Origin of the sequence: Micromonospora sp. NPDC047134, from assembly GCF_040643455.1 — a bacterium.
Lineage (GTDB): Bacteria > Actinomycetota > Actinomycetes > Mycobacteriales > Micromonosporaceae > Micromonospora.
The window spans coordinates 109271-128387 of record NZ_JBEYUI010000019.1 but is presented as its reverse complement, the minus strand read 5'-3'; the positions used below and the strand labels follow the sequence as shown (position 1 = coordinate 128387).

The window sequence follows — 19117 nt, the reverse complement described above, 5'->3', positions numbered from 1 at the left end:
TGATCTTTGTGTGAGAACTCAGATCATGGACAGGGTCCTCCCCATTCCGCTAGACCTCGACCACCACGAATCCCCCCCGATGGTCAAAACACGAGGTCGCCGTCCCGGCGGATCCCGCCGGGACGGCACCCCGGCTGCTTGTCGTACCGTCGGTCGAAGGGCTGCCGTCCATCGTGTGGCCCGGTCCGACCGACCAGCCCGCCTGGGCGATCCCGGTGCAGGTGCCACCCGGCACCCGGGGCTACGCGATCTTCCTACCGCTGGTGCAGGAAGGCGAGCCCGCCACCGTAGCCGCGCCGCCCGCGCAGCGGACACCGGCCACCAGCGCCCCGGTGCCCACGACGCCGAGCACGACCACGCCGGCCGCCACGGGATCGGCGCCCACCGGGTCGCCCGCGCCCACGCCGAGCAGCGCGGCACCGGCCACCACCACACCCTCCACGACCACACCGGCTGCCGACGCACCGCCGACCACTGCGCCGACCACGACAACCCCCGCCGGGCAGCCCTCATCCCCCGGTCAGCTTGCGCCCGCTGGGCGGCCGGGGGCGGCGAAGCCGGGTGGGTTCCCGGGTTCGTATCCGCCGCCCGGTCCGGCGTACGCCTTCAAGCCGACGCCCCCGCCGCCGACCTTCTTCGACCGGGTGTGGCCCGGCCCGCAGACGACCGGTCACCTGGCCACCCCGCTGGCCGTGCTGGTCGGGGCGCTGGGGGTGGCGGCCTTCGTGCCGTTGGGTCGTACCGGCATCGGCTGGTTCCTCGGTGGGCTGGTGCTCACGGTCGCGGTCGTTCTGGCGGTCCGGCAGCACACCGCCGAGCTTGCCCCTACCGAACGGTGGGTCCGGGCCGGTTGGGCCGGTGCCGCCGTGGCCCTGCTCGCCGTGCTGGCCTTCCGCAACGCCTGGTGGCTGGTGACCTTCTGCGTGCTGGGCGCACTGGGCTGCGCCGCCCTGGCCATCGTGGGTGGGCGACGGGTGCGGTCGATCCTGTTCAGTGTGGTGGCCGCACCGATAGCCGGGCTGCGCGGGCTGCCCTGGGTACGCCGACACCTGCGGGCCCCCGGCAGTCCCGGCAGCGTACGCCGGGTGGTCGGTTCGGTGGTCGCCACCGTGATCGTCCTGGTGGTCTTCGGTCCCCTGCTCTCCTCGGCCGACGCCGCCTTCTCGCAGGTCCTCGGTGCGCTGCTGCCCGAGATCAGCGTCAGTGGTGTGTTCCGGTGGCTGTTCCTGGCGGCCGTGGGCGGCCTGATCGCGGTGGCCGCCGTCTACACGCTCGCCGCACCGCCGGACCTGTCCGGGGTGGACCGGCCCACCGACCGTCGGGTCGGCCTGCTGGAGTGGGCACCGCCGATCGCCGCGCTGACCGCCCTGTTCGGCGGCTTCGTGGCGGTGCAGTTCACCGTCCTCTTCGGCGGGCAGCGGCATGTGCTGCGGACCACCGGCCTGAGCTACGCCGAGTACGCCCGCAGCGGCTTCTGGCAGTTGGTCGTGGTGACCGTGCTGACCCTGGCGGTGCTCGGCGGGGTGACCCGCTTCGCCCGGCGGGAGCGGCACCTCGACCAGGTGCTGCTGCGGGTGCTGCTCGGCCTGCTCAGCGCCCTGACCGTGGTCATCGTGGTGTCCGCCTTGTCGCGGATGTACACATACCAGAAGGTCTACAGCTTCACCGGCGAGCGGATCTTCGTGATGGCCTTCGAGCTGCTGCTCGGGGCGGTCTTCCTGATGATCCTGGTGGCCGGCGTACGTTGGCGCGGCAGTTGGATCCCCCGGCTGGCCACGGCGCTCGCGGTGGTGCTGCTGCTGGGTCTGGCGGTGCTCAACCCGGAGGAGTACGCGGCCCAGCGCAATGTCGCCCGGTATCAGGAGACCGGCCGCATCGACGCCTGGTACCTGCGCGCCCTCTCCGCCGACGCCACTCCCGCCCTGGCCGCCCTGCCCGATCCGGTACGCCGCTGCACGCTGAGCTGGATCGCCGACGACCTGGCCGAACCGGACCCCTGGTACGCCTGGAACCGGGGTCGGGACCGGGCCCGGGCGGTGCTGGACCGGCTGGGGCCGGAGGCGATCGGCAACCAGCGGGACTGCCGCCGCGCCGACCAGTTCGACCTGCCGAAGACCCGCCGCTGACGGGCTGGAGTCAGCGCCGTTGCAGCGGCTCCATCCGGTTCCATCCGGCCCAGCCGCGCTCGCGCAGCAGGTTCCATAGCCGCTGCACCCTGGGGTCGGACTCCACGGCCAGGGCGTCAACGAGGTCATTCGGCAACTCGTCGTACGTCTCGTCGCTGAGGATCTCGCCGGAGCGGTACGCCTGCTCGGCCAGGCCCACCATGATGTCGGCGGCTTCCGCCAGCCGGGGGTCGTCGGTCTCCCCCGGCTCGTCGTCGAAGATCTCCGACAGCACCCGGTACAGCCGGACGACCTGCGGGTCATCGAGTTGGGCCAGCTTGCCGGGCATGAATTCGGCTATCCGTTCGGGCCAGCGAGCCGCGATCAGGATCCATCCGTCCCGTTCCCCCTCCACCACCCGTTCCGACACCCCCAGCTCGCGGAGCCGGTCGAGGTAGGCGGCGACCTCCGGTGGGAGGGTCAGCCGGTCCCCGCCGACCAGTTGCGCGATCTGCCTGCGGCTGGTCTCCAACCGCTCGATCTGGTCGCGCAACCGCTCGTCGATGGTCCGGATCGCGTCGGCGAAGGCCGCAGGGTCGGCGTCGAGCAACTCACCGATGCGGGCCAGCGGCACACCGGCATTGGCCAGGGTACGGATCTTCACGAGGGACACGACCGCCCTGGCGCCGTACCGTCGGTAGCCGGAAGGGTCCCGTTCCGGCTCGGGCAACAGCCCTACCTGGTGATAGTGCCGCACCGCGCGCACGGTGACCCCGGCGTACGCCGCCAGTTGCCCGATCGTCAGCATGCTCCGATCCTGCCCCTCTCCACCGCCGACTCAGGCGACCCGACGCCGGTAGGTCAGCACCGCGAGGAGGTAGGCGACGACGAGGAGACCGACGCACCAGGCCAGGGCGGTCCAGATGTCGACACCCACCGGCTGCCCGGCGAACAGGTCCCGGATGGCGTCGACGATCGTGGTCACCGGCTGATGCTCGGCGAACGCGCGGACCGGCCCGGGCATCGACTCGGTGGGCACGAAGGCCGAACTGGCAAACGGCAGAAACACCAGTGGGTACGCGAACCCGCTCGCGCCGTCCACGGACTTCGCGGTCAGGCCGGGCAACACGGCCAGCCAGGTCAGGGCCAGGGTGAGCAGGACCAGGATGCCGGCGACCGCTAGCCACCCCAGCACATTCGCCCCGGTGCGGAAGCCCACCACCAGGGCCACGCCGATGACCACCGCCAGCGAGATCAGGTTGGCGACCAGCGAGGTCAGGACGTGCGCCCACAGCACGGAGGACCGGGTGATCGGCATGGACTGGAACCGTTCGACGATCCCGCTCTGCGTGTCCAGGAAGAGCCGAAAGGCGGTGTAGGAGATGCCGGAGGCGATCGTGATGACCAGGATGCCGGGCAGCAGATAGTTCACGTACGACTCGGACCCGGTCTCGATCGCGCCGCCGAAGACGTAGACGAACAGCAGCAGGAAGGCGATCGGCATGATCGCGGTGGTGATGATGGTGTCCGGGCTGCGGGCGATGTGGCGCAGTGAACGCCCCAGCAGGACCCCGGTGTCCCCGAGCGAATGTCTGGTCATCGGTCCGCCCTCTCCGTTCCGGGGCCGACGAGGGCCAGGAAGACCTCCTCGAGACTCGGCTGCTTCTCGACGTACTCGACCTCGGGTGCGGGGAGCAGCCGCTTGAGTTCACCCAGGGTGCCGTCGACGATGATCCGACCTTGGTGGAGGATCGCGATCCGGTCGGCGAGTTGCTCCGCCTCGTCGAGATGCTGGGTGGTGAGCAGCACGGTCGTACCGCCTCCGGCGAGTTCCCGGACGGCCTGCCAGACCTCGATGCGCGCCTGCGGGTCCAGCCCGGTGGTCGGTTCGTCCAGGAAGATCACCGGCGGATCCCCGATGAGGCTCATCGCGATGTCCAGGCGGCGGCGCATGCCCCCGGAGTAGGTCGCCACCCGCCGGTCGGCCGCCTCCGTCAGCGAGAAGCGCCGCAGCAGGTCGTCCGCGATCGCACCCGGGGCGGCCAGGTGCCGGAGCCGGGCCACCAGGACCAGGTTCTCCCGCCCGGTGAGGATCTCGTCGACCGCCGCGTACTGCCCGGTCAGGCTGATCGACCTGCGTACCTCGCCGGCCTGGGTGCCGACATCGAACCCGTTGACCCGGACGGTCCCCGCGTCGGCCTTGAGCAGGGTGGCCAGGATCTTCACCAGGGTGGTCTTGCCCGCCCCGTTCGAGCCGAGCAGGGCGAGGATGCTGCCCCGCGCCACGTCGAGATCCACTCCACGTAGCACCGGCAACTGCTTGAACGACTTCGCCAGATTTCGTACCTGGATCGCCGGCCCCTCGGCCCGACCGGCTGGTGGTGGAATGCTCATGACCGGCAGCATGGGGGGTTGACGCTGCGTCAGGGTCAAGCCCCGTCCGCCGCCCCCTGACAAAGGCTTCCGACGCGTACGGTCCCTGCATGGTCTTCCTCGATGGCACCGACGGCACCCGGCTCGCCTACCACCAGGTTGGCGAGGGTGCCCCGCTGATCTGCCTTCCCGGCGGCCCGATGCAGTCCTCGGCCTACCTCGGGGACCTGGGCGGGTTGTCGGCCCATCGCCTGCTCGTACGCCTCGACCTGCGTGGGACCGGTGATTCGGCCATCCCGGCGGACCCGGCGACGTATCGCGTCGACCGGCTCGTCGGGGACGTCGAAGCGCTACGCGCGCATCTCGGCCAGGAGCGGATCGACCTGCTGGGGCACTCGGCCGGCGGCGGTCTCGCCGTGCGATACGCCGCCCGCCACCCCGACCGGATCGGCCGTCTCGTGCTGGTCACCCCCAGCCCGCGCGTGGTCGACCTGGAGGTCACCGACGCCGACCGTCGCCAGGTCGCGGAATTGCGCCACAGCGAACCCTGGTTCCCTGCCGCCTTCGCCGCCTTCGAGCGGATCTGGTCGGGCGACGCCACCGAGGCTGACTGGCAGGCGATCGAACCCTTCATGCACGGCCGATGGGATGCCGACGTCCGGGCTCGACTCGACCGAGAGGCGAGTCAGCGGAACGCGGAGGCGGCCGGCGTCTACTACTCGGCCGGGGCCGTTGACCCGCAGGCGACCAGAGCCGGCCTCGCCCACCTCCGGGCACCGGTCCTGCTCGTCGCCGGCGAATACGACGTCGCACTCCCCCCGAGCTGCGCCGCCGCGTATGCTGCCCTGTTTCCGCAGGCTGAGCTGGCCGTGCTGCCGGCCGGCGGACACCAGCCCTGGCACGACGATCCGGCGTGGTTCCGACAGACCCTGACAGCGTTCCTGCGCTGACCGGCTCGCCGGATGCACGGAGACGAGTCAGCGGCGGGTGCCAGACCGGGTCAGGTGTCACACCGCCATCGATCCACCTCGACGTTGACGGCAAGTCGGCAGCGTCGGGATCTAGCGTGGCATGCCTCGTTGATCTCCCTGGTCAGCGAACAGACAGCCCGGATTACGCCAGGAGCTAGAACCGTAGAACATTTAGTTCTACACTCGTGTCCATGGAACGCATCGGTGTCCGGGAGCTAAACCAGAACACGAGCCAGGTGTTGGCTCGGGTGAGTGGCGGGGAGACCGTCGAGATCACCGATCGTGGACACCCGATCGCTCGACTTGTTCCGGTGGGCGACGACAGGTCGATTCTGGCCAAGCTGGTAGCGGCAGGGCGGGCCGTCGCCCCCACCGGAGGGGGCTCTGTTCCACTTCCACCGAAGCTCGGTGACGAGAGTGTAGACGTGGCCGCCTCGCTCGCTGCGATGCGTGACGAGGAGCGCTGGTGATCTATCTCGATTCCGCCGCCGTCGTCAAGCTGGTGCGGCAGGAAGCATGCAGCGCCGACCTTGTCTCCTGGCTCAACAAGCACGACGACGTGCCGCTGGTCTCCTCCGCGCTCGTCGAGGTGGAAGTGCCCAGAGCGCTGCGCCGATCAGCTCCGCAGGCGTTGATCGGAGTGCCGGCTGCTGTCGGACGGCTGTTCCGACTGGAGATCGACAGCACGATCCGTGCAACCGCAGCCGCGTTCGCCGAGCCGACGCTCCGCAGCCTCGACGCCATCCACCTGGCCACCGCCCAGGTACTGACCAACGAGTCCGGCACGGCACTCACCGCCTTCGTCACCTACGACCGGCGGCTGCTCGATTGCGCCAAGGAAGCAGGACTACCCGTAGCAAGCCCCGGCCAGAACTGACCCGCGAATCCACCACCCTGTACGAAGTCCGGCCGCCGCTTGACGCCCGGCCACGACGACGGCCGTGGCCTGCGTTTTGCGGCCTTGCACCCCTCCGTTTGGGTATCCGTTTCGAGTGGGGCGGGCGGGACTCGAACCCGCGACCGAGGGATTATGAGTCCCCTGCTCTAACCGGCTGAGCTACCGCCCCCGGCGCCGGGCCGGAATCTTATCCTGCCCCGTCGATCACCGGCCAACATCGGCGGCCGCTTCTCACCGGCGTCGCCCACGCCTCAGCAGCACGATGGGCAACGCGAGAATACAGCGAGCAGCGCGTATTCCGGCTGCCACCCCGCCACAAACCGCCCTCGGCCCGATCGACGGGGAGGATGCCCTGGCAGGGGCCCGTCTACCGGCGTCCCGAAACGGCGAATGCCCACCGGGTTGCCGGTGGGCATGTCGTGCTGGAGAGCAAGCTCCCCCGTTTGGACTCGAACCAAAAACCTGCCGGTTAACAGCCGGCTGCTCTGCCAATTGAGCTACGGGGGACTGCACCGCCGCCCGGTGCGGATCTCTCCGCGCCGTGCGCCGGGCACAAGAGTACAGGACTCCGGGGGGTCTTGGTCCAGGGGGTTACCCTCACGATCAGCGGGGCGCACCGATCGGATTGTGTGGGACAAATCGCCATCGGGGCACAAGGAGGTATGAGCAGAGAGCAGGATGGGTAGTTAGCTGCCGACGACAGGACGCAGGCGCGAACTGGTCGGCCCCGCCCCCGGGTTCGGGGGTGGGTCGACGGCGCGTCAGGTACGAGAGGAGCCGCCATGCGCGGAAAGATCATGTTCCTTGGCGGGCTGGCTGCAGGGTTCGTCCTGGGCGCCCGTGCCGGCCGTGAGAAGTACGAGGAGTTGATGGTCCAGGGTCGCAAGGTGCTCGACCACCCGACCGTCCAGGAGGCGGCCGGGGTTGCCCAGGCCCAGGCCAGCCGGCTCTACAACGAGGGCAAGGACAAGCTCGGCCACTCGAAGCTGGGCGAGAAGCTGAGCCCGAACGGCAAGCACGAGTCCAGCTCCGCCGACGATGCCTTCGCCGGTACGCCGGCCACGGCGGGCGCCAAGTCCAGTTCCAGCTCGTCGGGGTCGACCACCAGCTCGTCGACCACCGGGTCGACGACCTCGACCACGGCCCGTAGCAAGCCGTCCGGCACCAACGGCACGAACCTGTAGCAACCCTTTCAGCCGGGCCCGATCGCCACTGCGGCGGTGGGGCCCGGCTGCTGTGTGTGCACCTCAGGCAAAGCGTCCAGCCCTCGCGGGGTAACTTTCGCCCGTATTGAACAAAAGTCCCGGCGATTTCGCGGGAACTTCTGCCTCCAACCTCTTCTCTTTATCGTCTGCCGCAAATATCGTCCTCGTTAGACCTGGCCAGGCTCGTTTGGTAACCCCCCAACCGCCTCGGCACCGCTGGTGCCGGGGCGGAGCTGACCGATCAGAGCGAGGTTCGATGCGCAGACCGTTGGGCCGCAGAGCCCTCACCTATCTGAGTCTCCTCACCCTCGTCGGCGCGACACTCGTCGCGACCGGGACCCGGCACACGGCAGCGGCGCAGGCCGCACCGGTGGCGGACGGAGCAACAACGACCAACAACGGCATCCAGTACAAGGTGCTCGTCTTCACCCGATCGGCCGACGGCACCCACCCGGCCACGGCGGCCGGTGTCGACGCCATCCGGCAGCTCGGCAAGCAACGACGGTTCACCGTGGACGTCACCGATGACGCCCGCAGGTTCCGCGAGCCGCACCTGAAGCAGTTCCGCGCCGTGGTGTTCCTGAACACCTCCGGCGATGTGCTCGACGACGCTCAACGAGCCGCGTTCGAGAAGTACTACCGCGCCGGTGGCGGCTTCGTCGGCGTGCACTCGGCGATCGAGGCGGAGCCGGGCTGGAGCTTCCTCGACGAGGTCCTCGGCACCCGCGCCGTCGGCGCGGCGACGCCGGCCAGCGCCGCCACGGTGACCGTGGCCGACCGGGTGCACCCGGCCTCGGCCGCGCTGCCCGAGCGGTGGACCACGACCGACCGGTGGTACAACTTCGCGGCCAACGTCCGAGGCTTCTCGCACGTCCTGGCGACGGTGGACGAGAAGACGTACGCCGGCGGCAGCATGGGTTTCGACCACCCCATCACCTGGTGCAAGGACTACCAGGGCGGCCGCTCGTTCTACACCGGACTCGGCGCAACCCCGGAAAGCTTCAGCGGCACTGACCTGCGCGCTCATCTGGGCGGCGCGATCCAGTGGGCGGCCGGCGTCACCGACGGCGACTGTGGCGCGACCGTGCTGGCCAACTACCAGATGACGGTGATCGGCGCGCAGCCCAACGTCAACGAGCCGATCGGCTTCGACGTGCTGCCCGACGGGCGGGTCATCCAGACCGACCGACGTGGCGGCGTACGGCTGCACGAGCCGGACGGTAACCGCACCACCCTGCTGGCCCAGATCCCGGTCTACACCCACAGCGAGGACGGGATGTACGGCCCGGCGATCGACAAGGACTTCGCCACCAACAGGTGGGTCTACCTGTTCTACGCCCCACCGGGCGACACTCCCACCGGCGCGGCGCCGACGACCAGCACCAACCCCAACGCCTGGGACAACTGGAAGGGCTACTTCCAGCTGTCGCGGTTCAAGTTCGTCGACGGCGAGAACCCCTCGCTCGACCTGAGCACCGAGCAGAAGATCATGCAGGTGCCGGTGGACCGGGGTGCCTGCTGTCACGTCGGAGGGGACATCGCCTTCGACTCGGAGAACAATCTGTGGCTGGTCACCGGGGACGACACCCCGGCCGGCGGCGGTGGTTCGGGCGGCTTCTCCCCGCACAACGACTCGGTGAGCGCGAGCGGGATCTACCAGGCGCCGTTCGTGGACGCCCGGCGCAGCTCCGCCAACACCAACGACCTGCGGGGCAAGATCCTGCGGATCAAGGTCCAGGCGGACGGCAGCTACACCATCCCCGAGGGGAACCTCTTCCCCGAGGCGCAGGACCCGGGTGACAAGACCCGACCGGAGATCTACGCGATGGGGCTGCGCAACCCGTTCCGGATCACCCTGGACAAGAATGACGTCGCCTACATCACCGACTACTCCCCCGACTCCTCGACCGCCACGGTCGGGCGGGGGCCGGCGGGCACCGGCCGGATGATGGTCGTCGACAAGCCCGCGAACTACGGCTGGCCGATGTGCGTACAGCCGGACCTGCCGTACTTCGAGATGAACTGGACCACGAGCCCGATCTCGCCGATCGCACCGTTCGACTGCGCGGCGCCGAAGAACACCTCTCGGCACAACACCGGCCTGGTGGACCTGCCGCCGGTGGAGAAGTCGGAGCTCTGGTACTCCTTCCAGGCCCCGACGCCCTGCCCGGAGTCCTACCTGTCCACTCCCACCCAGACCTGCCCGGCGCTCTTCCCGGAGCTCGGCACCGGCGGTGTGGGTCCGCACGGCGCGGCGAAGTACGACTACGACCCGGAGCTGAGGTCGGAGACGAAGTTCCCCGCGTACTACGACGGCGCGATCTTCTTCGGCGAGTTCACCCGGGACTACCTGCGGGAGGTCCGGCTCGACTCGCAGGGCGGCGTCCTGAAGATCAACGATCTGTTGAGCTGCGGCGGAGGCCCGGTCACACCGGCCAAGCCGTTCCTCTGCGACAACCCGATGGACATGATGTGGGGCCCCGACGGCAACTTCTACCTGCTGACGTACGGGGACGGGTTCTTCAACATCAACCCGGACGCGGCGATGGTGAAGTTCAGCTACGTCAAGGGCCTGCGGGCGCCGACGGCCGTGCTGAACGCGACCCCGACCAACGGGCAGGCCCCGTTGACGGTGGCCTTCTCCAGTGACGGGTCACGCGACCCGGACCCGGCGGACTCCATCTCGTACGCCTGGGACTTCGACGGCAACGGCACGACCGACTCCGTCGACCCGAACCCCTCGTTCACGTACACCAGCAACGGCGTCTACACGGCGCGGCTGACGGTGACCGACTCCAGCGGCAAGACCGCTACGGCGAACACCACCATCACGGTCGGCAACACCGCCCCGACGGTCCGGGTGGACGTACCGATCGAGGGTGGGTTCTTCAGCTGGGGTGACGACATCCCCTGGTCGGTGACGGTCACCGACCCGGAGGACGGCCCGATCGACTGCTCGAAGGTGGAGGTGACCTTCGTCCTCGGCCACGACGACCACGGTCATGGGGAGGCCAACCAGCTCGGTTGTTCCGGGGTGCTGCCCACGCTCGCCGACGACGCCTCGCACGGCGGCTACATCTACGGCGTGATCAGCGCGACCTACACCGACAACGGCGCCAACGGTCAGCCGCCGCTGACCACCATCGGTCAGCAGGTCATCCAGGACAAGTTGCAGCAGGTGGAGTTCGCCCGCAACCAGTCCGGCACCACGGTCGGCAACACCGCGGACGCCGGCGGCGGGCAGCAACGCGGCAGCCTCGACAACGGTGACTGGATCGCCGTCAACGGCACGGTCAACCTGCGGAACATCGACTCGGTGACCCTGCGTACCTCCGGTGGTAGCGCGGCCACGGCCGGGCAGCCACGGTTCAACGTCGAGTTCCGCCGGGACTCGCCGACCGGTCCGCTGCTGACCACCGCCACGGTCAACGCGACCACCGGCAACAACGCCTTCACCAGCACCAGCGTGCCGATCACCGACCCCGGTGACACCTTCCGGCTCTACCTGGTGTTCACCCCGGTTCCGGGCGGCCCGGCCGGCGGCTTCGGCAACCTCAACTGGGTGCAGTTCAACGGTCCGGGCATCGGCCTCACCCCGTAGGCACCATGCGGCTGGGGTCGTCACCCGGCGACCCCAGCCATCTCACCGGTAACACCACCGAGAAAGGCAGTACGACATGAGCGACAGTCAGCACGGATTGAGCCGGCGTCGGATCCTCGGCGCCTTCGCCGGGGTCGCCGGCGCGGCGGCCGTCGGCGCCGCCGGCTTCGGCTCCGCCGCCGTGGCCAACGGCAAGGGCAACGGCAACGGGGTGCTCGTCCCGCCGGGCAAGCGGGGCATCATCCTGTACAGCGTCCGGGACCGGATCAGCGCCGCCCCGGACACCAGCGGCGTGCCGTACGGCTTCGAGCGGGTGCTCGGCCGGCTCGCCGAGATCGGCTACAAGGAGGTCGAGTTCGCCGGCTACAACCAGCACACGAGCATCCTGGGCAGGCAGATCACCCCGACGGAGATCCGGAAGATCCTGGACGACAACGGGCTGCGCGCCAACGGCTCACACGCCTCGATCCCCGGCACGGTCACGCCGGACACCATCGCCGCGTTCGAGCGGACCCTCGACACCGCCGAGATCCTCGGCATGCAGCACATCGGCACCGGCAGCGACCCGACGAACAGCAACTACAAGGCCGACTGGGACGCCGCCGCCGATCGGTGGAACCTGTTCGGTGAGATGGCCCGCGCCCGTGGGCTGAAGCTGTACACGCACAACCACGACGCGGCGTACAACTTCCTGCTCGACAGCGGGCCGCTGGACGGGCTGGGCCGGCCCACCCGGTCCTCCGGCATCCGCAAGCTGGAGTACTTCTTCGACAGGACCGAGGCCGACAAGGTCTTCTTCGAGATGGACATCTACTGGGCGCACGTGGCCCAGCACCGCTTCCGCGCCTACACCGACCCGGACGGCAACCTGCAGACCGACGTCTTCGACCCGCTGGCCACGGTGGCGACCCGGACCATGCGGTTCCCGCTGTTCCACGCGAAGGACGGCGCGTTCAACCCGAACGTCGCGGCCGGGTACGAGATGGTGCCGCTCGGCCAGGGCGACATCGACTACGGCAACTTCTTCGCCAACATGGGCGCCAAGGGCTACCACAACCCGATGTGGGAGCAGGACAACGCGCCGGGCGGGGCCGCCGACCCGGGCCGTTCGCTGCGCTACGCCGAGGTGAGCTACCAGCACATGTCGGGTCTGCGGGGCTGACGGACCGGACATGCGGGAGACCGTGGACATGGTGCCGGCGGGCGTGCCCGCTGTGCCGGCACCGCCCGCGGTGACACCCCCGGGGCCGCATCCGTCACCGGATGCGGCCCCGGGCGCTACAGGCTGGAAACACCCACATGGGAGACTTCGGACGGGAGGTGTTGGTGATGACGCTCGTCCGACCAGAGAATCCGCAGCAGGCGAGACTGGTCCGACTGTTACGCGACGACGGCCCCCGCTCCCGGGTGGAGTTGGGCGACCTCCTGGGGTTGTCCCGCTCGACCCTCACCACCGAGTTGGATCGGCTCGTCGCCCGCGGGCTGGTAGAGACCGCCGGGCAGGCCGCCTCCCGGGGCGGACGCCGGTCCTCGCTGCTGCGTCTGGCGGCCCGGGTGCGATTCGCCAGCGTCGTCGTGGCGGCCGACCGGATCAGCGTGGCGCTGACCGACGGTGAGCTCAACGTGCTGGCCGAGACCGGTGAACCGGCGGAGGTTCGGGGCGGGCCGGAACCGGTGATCGCCCGCGCCGTCGAACTGGTCGAGAAGCTTCGCGCCGAACTCGGCGTCGCCGAACTCACCGGGGTCGGCATCGCGCTGCCCGGGCCGGTCGACGACGGCAGCTCGGTCGCGCCGGCCGTGCTGCCCGGCTGGCAGCGGTTCCCGGTCCGGGACGCCTTCGCCACCGAGTTGGGCTGTCCGGCGCTGGTCGACAACGACGCGAACGTGCTCGCCCTCGGTGAACAGCACGCCGGCATCGGCCGGACCTTCGACGACTTCCTGTACCTGAAGCTCGGCACCGCGATCGGCTGCGGCCTGGTGCTCAACGGCTCCCTCTACCGGGGGGCGACGAGCAGCGCCGGCGACATCGCCCACCTGCCGCTCGGTGAGGACGGGCCGGTCTGCGCCTGCGGTGAGTTCGGCTGCCTGGAGGCGTACTGCGGTGACGCGGGGCTGATCCGGGCGGCGTCGGCGGCTGCCCGCGGTGGCCGGTCGGAGTTGCTGGCGGCCCGGCTGGCCGAGACGGGCACCCTGACCGTGCCGGACATCGCCTCGGCGGCGACCGCCGGTGATCCCGCCGCCCAGGCGCTGGTCCGTGACGCGGCCCGCCGGGTGGGGCGGGTGCTAGTCGGCCTGGTCAGCTTCTTCAACCCGGGCATCGTGGTGATCGGCGGGGCACCGGACGGGCTCGGGCACATCCTGCTCTCCGAGATCCGCGGGGTGGTCTACCGCCGATCCGCGCCGCTGGCCACCGGGACGATGCCGGTGGTCCTCTCCGACCTGGCCGACCGGGCCGCCCTGGTGGGTGCGGCCCGGCTGGCCAGCGATCACGTCTTCACCTCGGGCTGAGGGCGTCGGCACAGCCGCCGGTGCGGCCCTTCACCGTCCGGCGTGGTCGGCGTACCCCCTGAGGGGCCCGGGTGGTCGCCGGGCCCCTCAGGGATCTGCTCAGTCCTTGCTGCTGAACGCCGCGTCGAAGGCGGCGGCGGGGGCGTCGAAAGCCAGCCGGCGGACGAACTGAAGGGCCTCGGGGGCACCGACCAGGCGGTCCATGCCGGCGTCCTCCCACTCGACCGAGATCGGGCCGTCGTAGCCGATCGCGTTGAGGGCCCGGAAGCAGTCCTCCCACGGCACGTCACCGTGGCCGGTGGAGACGAAGTCCCAGCCGCGCCGCAGGTCCGCCCAGGGCAGGTGGGAGGCCAGCCGGCCCCGCCGCCCGTCGCCGGTACGCACCTTGGCGTCCTTGCAGTCGACGTGGTAGATCCGGTCGGCGAAGTCGAAGATGAAGTTGACCGGGTCCAGCTCCTGCCAGACGAAGTGCGAGGGGTCCCAGTTCAGGCCGAAGGCGGGCCGGTGGTCGATCGCCTCCAGGGTCCGCTTGGTGGTGTAGTAGTCGTAGGCGATCTCGCTGGGGTGCACCTCGTGGGCGAACCGCACCCCCACCTCGTCGAAGACGTCGAGGATCGGGTTCCACCGGTCGGCGAAGTCCTGGTAGCCGCGTTCGATCATCGCGGGCGGCACCGGGGGGAACATCGCCAGGGTGTGCCAGATCGACGAGCCGGTGAAGCCGACGACCGTGTTGACGCCGAGCTTGGCCGCCGCCCGGGCGGTGTCCTTGATCTCCTCGGCGGCCCGCTGGCGTACCCCTTCGGGCTCACCGTCGCCCCAGATCCGGGCGGGCAGGATGCCCTGGTGCCGCTCGTCGATCGGATGATCGCAGACCGCCTGGCCGACCAGGTGGTTGGAGATCGTGAAGACCTGGAGGTTGTGCTTGGCCAGGGTCTCCCGCTTGCGCTCGATGTACGAGTCGTCCGCGAGGGCCTTGTCGACCTCGAAGTGGTCGCCCCAGCAGGCCAGCTCCAGACCGTCGTAGCCCCACTCGGCGGCGAGCCGGCACACCTCGTCGAATGGAAGGTCGGCCCACTGGCCGGTGAACAGCGTGATCGGTCGCGCCATCAGTCCTTTTCCCCTGTCGTGGTGAGGGGGATTCCGTACCTGCGTGACCGGGGCGAGGGATGCCGGAGACGGCGGCCTGGAGGGGGTGCCGGTGGGCGTGGTCAGCCTGGGGCCGACGGGTTGCGCCTCCCGTCGACTCACCGGCCACCTCGCGGTCGCCGTCCTTCACTCTAGGCCCGTCACCCGCGCCACAAAAGGCCCTGTCGTTCGCCCGTGTTAAGAGGGGGCCCCTGTACCACGCCAGGCGTTAACAAGGGGCCCTTCCTTACATCGCTACGGGAGGGCACTTACCCCAACCCGGCGAGCTCCAGCAGCAGCCCCTTCACCTCGGTGGCGGCGATGCGCTCCCGGGCCAGGGCAGGGTCGGAGCAGAGCAGCACCGGGCCGTCGGCCGGGTCGGCCGGCAACCGCCCGTGCGAGCCGCGTACCGCCCGGGCCCCGGCGTCCAGCCCGACCACACTCATCAGGTACCGCAGGCCCAGCTTCTTGCGGGCCAACGCGGCGGCCGCCCGCCGCTTGGCCGCTGCGGGAGCGGCCGGGTCGAAGAACAGTTCCGCCGGGTCGTACCCGGGTTTGCGGTGGATCTCGACCAGCCGGGCGAAGTCCGGGGCAAGCTTGTCCTCCAGCCAGTAGTAGTAGGTGAACCAGGCGTCCGGCTCGGCCACCAGCACCAGCTCACCGGCGCGGGGATGGTCCAGCCCGTGCGCCGCCTTGCCCTCGGCGTCGAGCACCTCGGCCACCCCGGGCAGCCCGGCGCAGAGCTTCGCCACCGCCGCCAGGTCCGCCGGGTCGCGTACGTAGACGTGGGCCACCTGATGGTCGGCTACCGCGAAGGCCCGGGAGGTCCAGGGGTCCAGGTACTCCATGCCGGCCTGGGTGTGCACCCGCAGCAGCCCTTCGGCGCGCAGCAGCCGGTTGACGTCCACCGGGCGGGAGACCTCGGTGATGCCGTACTCGGAGAGCACCACCACGGTGGTGTCCCGGGCCTGGGCGGCGTCCAGCAGGGGGGCCAGCACCCCGTCCAGTTCGGTCGCCGCGGCGGCGGCCTGGGGCGCCGACGGGCCGAAGCGTTGCAGGTCGTAGTCCAGGTGCGGCACGTAGACCAGGGTCAGGTCGGGCGACTTTTCGGTGAGGATCTGCTCGGCGGCCCGGCAGATCCAACTGGACGAGGGCAGACCCGCCCCGGGCCCCCAGTAGGTGAACAGCGGGAAGGTGCCCAGCCGGGCGGTCAGCTCGTCGTGCAGCTGCGGCGGGTCGGTGTAGCAGTCCGGCTCCTTGCGACCGTCCGCGTAGTAGATCGGTCGCGGGGTGACCGTCCAGTCGACGTCCGCGCCCATCGCGTACCACCAGCAGACGTTGGCCACGGTGTAGTCGCCGCGTACCCGCCGGGCGGCCTGCCAGATCTTGTCCCCGCCGACCAGGGCGTTGTGCTGCCGCCAGAGCAGCACCTCACCGAGGTCGCGGAAGTACCAGCCGTTGCCGACGATGCCGTGTTCGGTGGGCAGGGCACCGGTGAGGAAGGTCGACTGCACCGAGCAGGTCACCGCCGGCAGCACCGTACCCAGCTCGGCGCGGAACCCGGTGTCGGCCACCGCGCGCAGCCGGGGCATGTGGGCCAGCAGACGCGGGGTCAGCCCCACCACGTCCAGCACCAGAAGTTTGCGACTCATGCCGATACCGTTTCGGTCGGGGTCAGCCCGAGGGCGACCAGTTCGTCGCGGGCGAAGGCCAGCTCGGCGGCGATCCCGGCGGCCAACTCCGCGTCGGTGTCCGGGCGCCGCGCGGCCGGCAGCACCCCCCAGGTGTACGTCTCGACGTCCAGGTGGTCGCAGCCGGCCTCGGCTGCGGTGAAGAGTGCGGCCAGCGCGGCGCGCAGCACCGGCAGGGTCGCGTTCAGCGGTGGTTCGGGTGGGGCGTGCAACGGTACGTGGTAGTGCACCCGCCACGGGCCGGGCAGCCCGGCGTCGAGGGCCAGGTCCAGGTCGTCGGCGGCCCACCGGGGGTCCGCCGGGTCGAGGGCTGCTGCGCAGCCGGCGGTACGGGTCTGGTGCAGGAACCGCGGCTCTACCCAGCGGCGCAGCGCCTCCGGGTCGGCGGCCGGGTCGATCGCCTCCAGGGCGGCCGACACCTGCACCTTCACCACCGGCACCCCGGCGGTGGCCAGCCGGTCCAGGGCGGCGGTCGGCTCCTCCCAGGCACAGGCTAGATGGGCCAGGTCCAGGCAGACCCCCAGTCGCTCGGGGTCCGTCCCGGACAACGCCGTCACCGCCTGGGCGCTGCTCTCGATCACGCAGCCGGGCTCCGGCTCGAACCCCACCCGGATGGTCCGGCCGGTGTCCCGTTCGACGGCGGCCAGCCCGGCGGCGAGCTGGTCCAGGCGCCGCCGGGCCTGCTCGGCCCGGTCACCGTCCCAGGGGGTACGCCAGGCCAACGGCAGGGTGGAGATCGAGCCTCGGTCGGCGTCCTCGGGCAGCAGGTCGGCCAGCACCCGGGCCAGGTTAAGGGTGTACTCCAGCCGCTGCCGGGTGGTCCAGTCCGGCTGGTAGACCGCCCCCTTGACCACGGGCGCCTGGAAGGCCGCGTACGGGAAACCGTTGAGGGTGACCACTTCCAGCCCGCGTACGGCCAACTCGGTGCGCAACCGCCGACGGGCCTGCGGGTCGGCGGCCAGTTCGGCGGCGACCGGGGCGGCCAGCCACAGGCCCAGGCCGAGCAGGTCGGTGCCGAGTGCCGTGCGGACCGGCACCGCGTAGCGGTCCAGTTGGGCGAGGATGCCGGCGAACTCCTCGGCGGGATGCACATTGGTGCAGTAGCCCAGGTGGACGGTGCGCCCGCCGGCATGTCGTAGTCGCATCAGCTGCCGCCGCGCATGATCGAGTTGCCGGCGAAGGTCTGCTCCGCGTCATCCTCGTCGCGCAGGTCCAGCCGACCCGACTGCCCGTAGAACTCGACCGGGTTACGCCAGAGCACCCGGTCCACGTCGTCGTCGGTGAACCCGGCGGCCAGCATCGCGTCCCCGGTGGCCCGGGTCAGCAGGGGATCCGAGCGGCCCCAGTCGGCAGCGGAGTTGACCAGCATCCGCTCGGTGCCGTACGCCTTGAGCAGTTCCACCATCCGGGGCGGGGACATCTTGGTGTCCGGATAGATGGAGAAACCCAGCCAGCAGCCGGTGTCCCGGACCTGCTTCACGGTCACCTCGTTGAGGTGGTCGACCACCACCCGACCCGGGTCGATGCCGGACTCGGCGACCACGGCCAGGGTGCGATCCACCCCCCGGGCCTTGTCCCGGTGCGGGGTGTGCACCAGGGCCGGCAGGTCATGCGCCACGGCCAGGGCCAGTTGGGCGGCGAAGGCCGCGTCCTCCTCCGGGGTCATCGAGTCGTACCCGATCTCACCGACCGCTACCACCCCGTCCTTCTCCAGGTAGCGGGGCAGCACGTCCAGCACCGGCCGGCAGCGCGGGTCGTTGGCCTCCTTGGGGTTGAGCGCGACCGTGGCGTGGTGACGTATCCCGAACTGTCCGGCCCGGAAGGGTTCCCAGCCGACCAGGGAGTCGAAGTAGTCCGTGAAGGACCCGACATTGGTGCGGGGCTGGCCCAGCCAGAAGGCCGGCTCCACCAGTGCCCGTACCCCGGCGGCAGCCATCCGCTCGTAGTCGTCCGTGGTGCGGGACGTCATGTGGATGTGCGGGTCGAAGATGCGCATCACGCCTCCCTGTGGTGCGGTCGACTGGCGGCGGTCAGCCGGTCCAGCAGCGCCGTGGCGTCCTCGGGCATGCTGCGCCCGGCGGCCTGCCGTTCGGCGGCGAGCCCGGCCAGCATCACCGCCAGTTCCCCGTCGGCGCGGGTGTCGAGGTCGGCCACCACGGCCAGGGGTACCCCGGTGAAGACGCACTTGAGCACCGCCTGCCGCCAGGTCGGCGGGTCCAGATGGGTCGCGTACGGGCCCAGGGCGGCGGCGATCAGCCGGGTGTCGTTGGTACGCAGGGCGTCGTGCAGCAGGGGGATCCCGGCCGTGCCGATCGGCAACAGTGGCAGTGCCTTGAGCACGGCCCGCTTCTCGGCGGCGTCCCCGGTGCGGTAGAGCGCCTCGGCGTGGGTGGCGTGCTCGGCCGGCAGGTGGGCCAGCAGCAGGGCCCGGGCGGCCTCGTCGGCGGTCCAGCCGGGCAGGTCGGGCAGCTCGGCCCGGCCGCACCGCCGACCGACCGCCGGGAAGAACCTCGTGATCGCCGAGGGCTGCGCCGCGACGCCGTGCAGGGCCGCCGTCAGCCAGTCCGGATCAGGTAGGCCCCGCAGGGCCGCCCGCAGGTCGTCCGATCTCATCGCCGTCCTCACCCCTTTCTCCGTGCC

At 70.5% G+C, this 19117-nt stretch carries 16 protein-coding genes and 2 tRNA genes; 8 read left to right on the top strand and 10 right to left on the bottom strand.

Features of this window, described 5'->3' with window-relative positions:
- Nucleotides 1–173 precede the first annotated feature (173 nt).
- A complete protein-coding gene (locus ABZ795_RS21980; RefSeq protein WP_357531663.1) occupies nucleotides 174–2126 on the top strand; it encodes a DUF4173 domain-containing protein in 1953 nt (650 codons plus the stop codon).
- Between the two features lie 10 nt (nucleotides 2127–2136).
- On the opposite strand, the gene ABZ795_RS21975 is transcribed toward ABZ795_RS21980, so the two are convergent.
- The 3 genes from ABZ795_RS21975 to ABZ795_RS21965 are packed head-to-tail and all read right to left on the bottom strand — an operon-like array spanning nucleotide 2137 to nucleotide 4499.
- Complete coding sequence (locus ABZ795_RS21975) at nucleotides 2137–2913, bottom strand: MerR family transcriptional regulator (RefSeq protein WP_357531662.1); 777 nt, start codon at nucleotides 2911–2913, stop codon at nucleotides 2137–2139.
- 30 nt (nucleotides 2914–2943) lie between these two features.
- Nucleotides 2944–3705, bottom strand: a complete 762-nt coding sequence (locus tag ABZ795_RS21970; RefSeq protein WP_357531661.1) for an ABC transporter permease — start codon at nucleotides 3703–3705, stop codon at nucleotides 2944–2946.
- Nucleotides 3702–4499, bottom strand: coding sequence for an ATP-binding cassette domain-containing protein (locus ABZ795_RS21965; RefSeq protein WP_357531660.1), 798 nt, complete (start codon nucleotides 4497–4499; stop codon nucleotides 3702–3704). Before ABZ795_RS21965 ends, ABZ795_RS21970 begins: the two co-directional genes overlap by 4 nt.
- An 89-nt stretch (nucleotides 4500–4588) precedes the next feature.
- Here ABZ795_RS21965 and ABZ795_RS21960 point away from each other — a divergent pair, with 89 nt between their 5' ends.
- The 3 genes from ABZ795_RS21960 (at nucleotide 4589) to ABZ795_RS21950 (ending at nucleotide 6326) form a co-directional block, all read left to right on the top strand.
- A complete protein-coding gene (locus tag ABZ795_RS21960) occupies nucleotides 4589–5428 on the top strand; it encodes an alpha/beta hydrolase (protein WP_357531659.1) in 840 nt (279 codons plus the stop codon).
- A 212-nt stretch (nucleotides 5429–5640) separates the two neighbouring features.
- On the top strand, nucleotides 5641–5919 hold the full coding sequence (locus tag ABZ795_RS21955) for a type II toxin-antitoxin system prevent-host-death family antitoxin (protein WP_199714641.1): 279 nt from the start codon (nucleotides 5641–5643) through the stop codon (nucleotides 5917–5919).
- The gene (locus ABZ795_RS21950; RefSeq protein WP_119578710.1) at nucleotides 5916–6326 is read left to right on the top strand and encodes a type II toxin-antitoxin system VapC family toxin; all 411 of its coding nucleotides are present in this window, start codon (nucleotides 5916–5918) and stop codon (nucleotides 6324–6326) included. Before ABZ795_RS21955 ends, ABZ795_RS21950 begins: the two co-directional genes overlap by 4 nt.
- A 116-nt stretch (nucleotides 6327–6442) precedes the next feature.
- Here the strand turns inward: ABZ795_RS21950 and ABZ795_RS21945 are convergent.
- Nucleotides 6443–6516: transfer RNA gene (locus ABZ795_RS21945), tRNA-Ile, on the bottom strand.
- A gap of 265 nt (nucleotides 6517–6781) precedes the next feature.
- Nucleotides 6782–6854, bottom strand: a tRNA-Asn gene (locus tag ABZ795_RS21940).
- A 275-nt stretch (nucleotides 6855–7129) separates the two neighbouring features.
- Here ABZ795_RS21940 and ABZ795_RS21935 point away from each other — a divergent pair.
- From ABZ795_RS21935 to ABZ795_RS21920, 4 genes are all read left to right on the top strand, one after another.
- Nucleotides 7130–7531, top strand: coding sequence for a hypothetical protein (locus ABZ795_RS21935; protein ID WP_357531658.1), 402 nt, complete (start codon nucleotides 7130–7132; stop codon nucleotides 7529–7531).
- A gap of 277 nt (nucleotides 7532–7808) precedes the next feature.
- Complete coding sequence (locus ABZ795_RS21930) at nucleotides 7809–11153, top strand: ThuA domain-containing protein (protein WP_327024579.1); 3345 nt, start codon at nucleotides 7809–7811, stop codon at nucleotides 11151–11153.
- A 76-nt stretch (nucleotides 11154–11229) separates the two neighbouring features.
- Nucleotides 11230–12315, top strand: coding sequence for a sugar phosphate isomerase/epimerase family protein (locus tag ABZ795_RS21925; RefSeq protein WP_327024578.1), 1086 nt, complete (start codon nucleotides 11230–11232; stop codon nucleotides 12313–12315).
- 167 nt (nucleotides 12316–12482) lie between these two features.
- Entirely contained in the window at nucleotides 12483–13661 is a 1179-nt protein-coding gene (locus ABZ795_RS21920) for an ROK family transcriptional regulator (protein WP_327024577.1), read from the top strand.
- Between the two features lie 99 nt (nucleotides 13662–13760).
- Here ABZ795_RS21920 and ABZ795_RS21915 read toward each other — a convergent pair whose 3' ends face one another.
- From ABZ795_RS21915 to ABZ795_RS21895, 5 genes are all read right to left on the bottom strand, one after another.
- Complete coding sequence (locus ABZ795_RS21915) at nucleotides 13761–14768, bottom strand: sugar phosphate isomerase/epimerase family protein (protein WP_357531657.1); 1008 nt, start codon at nucleotides 14766–14768, stop codon at nucleotides 13761–13763.
- A gap of 287 nt (nucleotides 14769–15055) precedes the next feature.
- Nucleotides 15056–16438, bottom strand: coding sequence for an alkaline phosphatase family protein (locus ABZ795_RS21910; RefSeq protein ID WP_327024575.1), 1383 nt, complete (start codon nucleotides 16436–16438; stop codon nucleotides 15056–15058).
- Nucleotides 16435–17622: a metabolite traffic protein EboE gene (gene eboE, locus ABZ795_RS21905; RefSeq protein ID WP_357531656.1), complete on the bottom strand. Its 1188-nt coding sequence runs from the start codon at nucleotides 17620–17622 to the stop codon at nucleotides 16435–16437. The genes ABZ795_RS21910 and eboE overlap by 4 nt, the downstream gene beginning before the upstream one ends.
- The gene (locus ABZ795_RS21900) at nucleotides 17622–18473 is read right to left on the bottom strand and encodes a TatD family hydrolase (protein ID WP_327024573.1); all 852 of its coding nucleotides are present in this window, start codon (nucleotides 18471–18473) and stop codon (nucleotides 17622–17624) included. Before ABZ795_RS21900 ends, eboE begins: the two co-directional genes overlap by 1 nt.
- A complete protein-coding gene (locus tag ABZ795_RS21895; RefSeq protein WP_357531655.1) occupies nucleotides 18473–19090 on the bottom strand; it encodes an EboA domain-containing protein in 618 nt (205 codons plus the stop codon). Before ABZ795_RS21895 ends, ABZ795_RS21900 begins: the two co-directional genes overlap by 1 nt.
- Between the last annotated feature and the right edge of the window lie 27 nt (nucleotides 19091–19117).